The organism is Tenacibaculum amylolyticum, assembly GCF_964511145.1.
Lineage (GTDB): Bacteria > Bacteroidota > Bacteroidia > Flavobacteriales > Flavobacteriaceae > Polaribacter > Polaribacter amylolyticum.
Window position 1 is genome coordinate 1 of record NZ_CAZEFZ010000045.1, and the last position, 5177, is coordinate 5177.

2 protein-coding genes are annotated in these 5177 nt (G+C 30.3%); both read left to right on the forward strand.

All coding sequences use genetic code 11. From position 1 onward, the window contains the following. On the forward strand, nucleotides 1-3553 hold a 3553-nt coding region (locus ACKTTC_RS12785), incomplete at its 5' end, for a DUF6443 domain-containing protein (protein WP_408040230.1). Further along, nucleotides 3553-4509, forward strand: a complete 957-nt coding sequence (locus tag ACKTTC_RS12790; RefSeq protein ID WP_408040231.1) for a hypothetical protein — start codon at nucleotides 3553-3555, stop codon at nucleotides 4507-4509. The genes ACKTTC_RS12785 and ACKTTC_RS12790, both read left to right, overlap by 1 nt. Nucleotides 4510-5177: the final 668 nt, after the last annotated feature.

Genomic DNA, 5177 nt, shown 5'->3' on the forward strand with positions numbered 1-5177 from the left:
TAGCATGCCTTTAGGGTATGTAGCCAATAATAATGACCAATGTCCTGAAACAGATGGAAAAGGCTCGGCAACAGGATGTATATTAGGAGGACTAAGTAATGAGAATTTTGTCTACTCTATAACACCACAAATAGCAACCGATAACACATCTACTTTAACTCAAACAGCAGATGCTATACGAAATGTTACCTATTACGATGGTTTAGGAAGAGCAAAACAGAGTATTGCGATACAACAGTCACCAAGTGAAAAGGATGTTGTTGCACATATGGAATACGATGCGTATGGAAAACAGGCTAAAGAGTATTTACCTTATGCATCTGTAAATACTAATGGAGCAATTAATACAAACCCAAAAGCAGCAATTGTAAATTATTATAAAAACACCTATGCGGATGATTTTATAGAAGTTACAAATGATAATGAAATCAATGCTTATTCAGAAAAGTTATTTGATTATTCACCACTGAATAGAGTACTACAACAAGCAGCACCGGGGAAAGATTGGAAATTAGGGAATGGGCATGAAATTAAGTTTGAATACAAGGTTAATGATGCCAACGAGGTACGATTATTTGAAGTTACAACAGTAGAAAATGGTATAGTATACCAACCAACCTTAACAGGAGGAACCGAATTTTATGCAGTAGGAGAATTGTATAAAACTATCACCAAAGATGAAAACTGGATGGCAGCAGATGGTAAAGATCATACTACAGAAGAATTTAAAGACAAAAAAGGAAATGTAGTTTTAAAACGTACCTACAATGAAAATGAACCACATGATACTTACTATGTATATGATGACTTTGGGAATTTAACCTATGTATTACCTCCAAAAGTAACCACTACTGATGGAGTATCAGATACCGAACTTTCTGAATTATGTTATCAATACAAGTATGACTACAGAAACCGATTAGTAGAAAAGAAGATAGCAGGAAAAGCATGGGAATACGTAGTATATGACCAATTAGATCGTCCTGTATTAACACAAGATGCGAATTTAAAAGCGCAAAATAAGTGGCTATTTACCAAATATGATAAGTTAGGAAGGGTTATTTACACAGGTATATATACGCATACAACGGATATAGATCAATCTGCAATGCAAGTATTATTCAATAGTAATAATGATTCAGTCACTGCATACTATGAAACAAAAACAACAAGTGCAGGAAGCTTGAATAATTATTATACGAATACAAACTTCCCAAGTGCAAATGTAGAAGTATTAACAGTGAATTATTATGACACTTATACCTTTGATAAAGCAGATGCAACAGCCACAGTAAATGCTTATGGAATAGATGCAACTAATCGTATAGAAGGATTAGCAACAGGAACAAAAGTAAAGGTATTAGGTACCAATGATTGGATTACTACAGTTACTTTTTATGATGAAAAAGCACGTCCTATTTATATGTATTTACATAATGCATTTTTAGGCACTACAGATAGGGTAGCTTCTAGGTTAGATTTTGTAGGAAGGGTTGAAGAAACAACTACCACACATCAAAAGACAGGAAAAGCAGATATTGTTATTATAGATACTTTTCAGTACGATCATACAGGTCGTTTATTAAGGCAACAACAGAAGATTAATGAACAACCAGTTGAAACAATTGTAAGTAATAGTTATGATGCCTTAGGACAATTATCTTCTAAGAAAGTTGGAGGAGATTTACAAACAATAAATTATGATTATAATATTCGTGGGTGGCTTACAAAAATTAATGAAGATGCAAATAATGACAATGATTTGTTTAACTTTAGCCTAGCCTATAACGATCCTAGTGTGGAAGCAAGCAAGCGATTATATAACGGAAATATAGCAAAAACCAGTTGGCAAACTGAAAATGTAAATAAAACTAAAAGAAGTTATGTCTATGGTTATGATGCGCTTAATCGAATAAAGAGCGCTACAGGAATTGCTACGTCAAATTATGATGTATCTGGGATTACTTATGACAAGAATGGTAATATTACGCAGTTAATAAGAAAAGGACATCGAGATGTAGGTGCGACAGTTTTTGGGAATATGGATTATTTAGCTTACTACTATGACAATGGAAATAAGCTTACGAAAGTACATGATTACGCTTCTGTAGATTATGGTTTTAAAGATGGTAATAGATCAGGTGATGATTATTCGTATGATGCCAATGGAAATATGAAAACTGATGCCAATAAAGACATTACAAATATTACTTACAACCATTTAAACTTACCAACTCGTGTAACAATCGGAGGTAAACATATAGATTATACCTATGATGCTGCAGGAATGAAATTAAGAAAGGTTGTAGAAAATACAACTACAGATTACGCTGGTAATTATATCTATGAAGATAACGACTTACAATTCTTTAACCACGCAGAGGGTTATGTAAAGGTAGAGAATGTCACATCGAGCGCAGTCGAGATGTCTTACGTATACCAATACAAAGATCATTTAGGTAATGTACGTTTATCGTATACAGATAATGATGGTGATGGTAAAATTGATCTAGAAGTTAGTGGACAAGATATAGATGGCGATGGAATAACTGGTGAATTTGAAATCATAGAAGAGAAAAATTATTATCCATTTGGACTCAAACAAAAGGGATATAATAACGTAACGAATTCATTAGGAAACAGTAAGGTACAGAAGTTTGGGTATAATGGTATCGAATTAGAAGAAGGGTTAGGCCTTAATTTAATGGAAATGGATATGCGTCAATTTGATCCTACTATTGCACGTTGGACTTCTATTGATCCTGTGACTCATTATGAATTTTCTACTTATAATGGAATGGATAATAATCCTGTATATTGGGCTGATCCTAGCGGAGCTGATAGTGAAACATTTGATGAGTATTGGAATAGACAGGTAGCTATAGACAAAGGTGAAAAATACAAAGACACAAGTTTAAAAACTTTAGATGTTGTTAATAATCAATTCAATAGGACAGAATTAGGAGGTCGTTCTATGATTGATTTTGAGAGTGGAGAATCTATCTTTTTATCATCAAAAGAAGTTACTAAGATTTTTGAATCAATAGTTCAAGAAATGAATATGTTACTTCAAGAATCAATGTGGAATGAAGCAGTCATAGAAAACTATGGTCCAGTAACTGGTGACAATTATAAAAAAATCCAATCAATGACACTTAATACTATACATGATCTTTCAGGTATAGATAAAATGATTGGAAACAAGCCTATATCAGCATTTTGGGGTTCAGTTGAGCTTGATGAAAATAATAATGTAATAAAATCTAATTTCGCTACGGGAGGAGATATATTAATTGTTTATTATTATGGAACAGGTACAATTAGTGGTTTTAAAATGGGAAGAGATGAAAATGGAAATCCAAAAGGACAACAGAATGTATGGGGAGTAGGACAAGATACATTTACAAACTCTAATCCTTATGGAATAAAGTTTAAAAAAGGGAAACGTACTACTGGAAATAGAATTGCTTTTAAAACTAATAAGGGTAGAACTAAATTTTGGAATTACTATAAGAAATTAAAAGAAGATTTTATAAAACAATTTAATAAATAATGCGTAGAAGTTTATTTTTTTTAATAGCATTTAGTTTTCTTCTGTCTTGTAAAAATGAATTACCTTCTAGTGGTTACTATTTTGAAGAAGAGACATCGAAAGTTTATAAGATAGATGATAAAGAACTTGTACTTTATAACTTTATAGATTCATTGTCGAGTAAAATAAGTAATTATAAATTAATAGAAAACATAGGAGATTCATTATTAGTTATCAATGCAAAAAACGAAAAGGAAAATATTTATTTAAAAAAGCTTGGAACTTTTAAAGATAAGAATTCACTGAAAGCAAAAGAAGAAAGTTGGTTTGTTAGAGAAACAAACCTTTTCAAGCAATATTTATATTTTGATACTCAAGGTAATATTTATGCTATTTTCGAACCTCATGATAAATCTAATGAACTAGAGTCTATTCATTTAAAGTATAAAGGAGATTTTTTTAATACTTTTAATGTTTATGAATTTGACTCCTTTATTATACCTATAAAAATAGATAGTACACAAGTTACCTTATTCAACATTGATTATATCAATGGGAATAAAGGTAATATCATCACATTTAATAGAGTAAAAACAAAACCTATCAATAAAAATATAATAGGTAAATGGAAAGCTACTAAGAATTATAAGTTCATGAATTTTAGCACTTTTTTTTATTATGAATCAAAGAATCGTAATAGGTTTAAGTATATTATACCAGAAGATTCTATTGTTAATTTTTTAGATTATAGAAATATTGAAATTACGAAAGATTACAAGCTTATAAGAGAGTTAAATTCAAAGGATGTTATTATAAAAGACCTTCAAGAGAGTCCATTCTCAAATCTTGTTTTTATAAGAAATGAAAAAGTTCAATTTCAATATTTTGATATTATATCTGTTAGTAAAGACTCTTTGAAAATTAAACTACCAGTACCTGATTTGAAGATTAACTATGAAGTAGTAAAAAGTAATTAAATTTAGCGCGGGTTTAGCGAAGTGTAATCCGTATTAATAATAACTATATAAGCCACGTTATTTTTAGAATAGCGTGGTTTGTATTTTTATAAAATAGACTTAATTCTACATGGCATTCTCTATTTGAAACTATGATAAAATAATAAAATTCAAATAGTTTCTTTTTAATTAATAATAGTCCTATATATAGCAACACTTGGTGTAAACCTATTTCAGGATTAAAGAAAGTTTTGCGGTTCTTTGCATTTTCCTGCGTTTATTGTTTTCGCTTCTTTATAGTTGGTTATCATGTTTATCCTTTATCTATAATTGGTTACTGATTTTAAAAGTCTTTTTTAACTATAATTACCCCTAGTTTACTAGCTTTTTCACTAGTTTTACACCGAAAGCTTATCCGCTTTTATAAAGCATCTTATAATAGTTAGTGACCCTTAATCAACCCTACTATATACTAAGGTGCTTCTTCTTTTGCCATTTCTTGCGTTTTTTATTCTAATGGAGCTATAATACTATATTAAATCGCATTAATTATGAATTTAAAAATCTGTATTTCATTAGTTTAAAATTTTAAAAAAGATTTTGCCTTGTCATTTTGCGTTTTGTTGCGTTTTCTTGCGCTTTCCTATTTTCCTGTAATTCATACCATTTTTCTAATGTATTCATAGCTG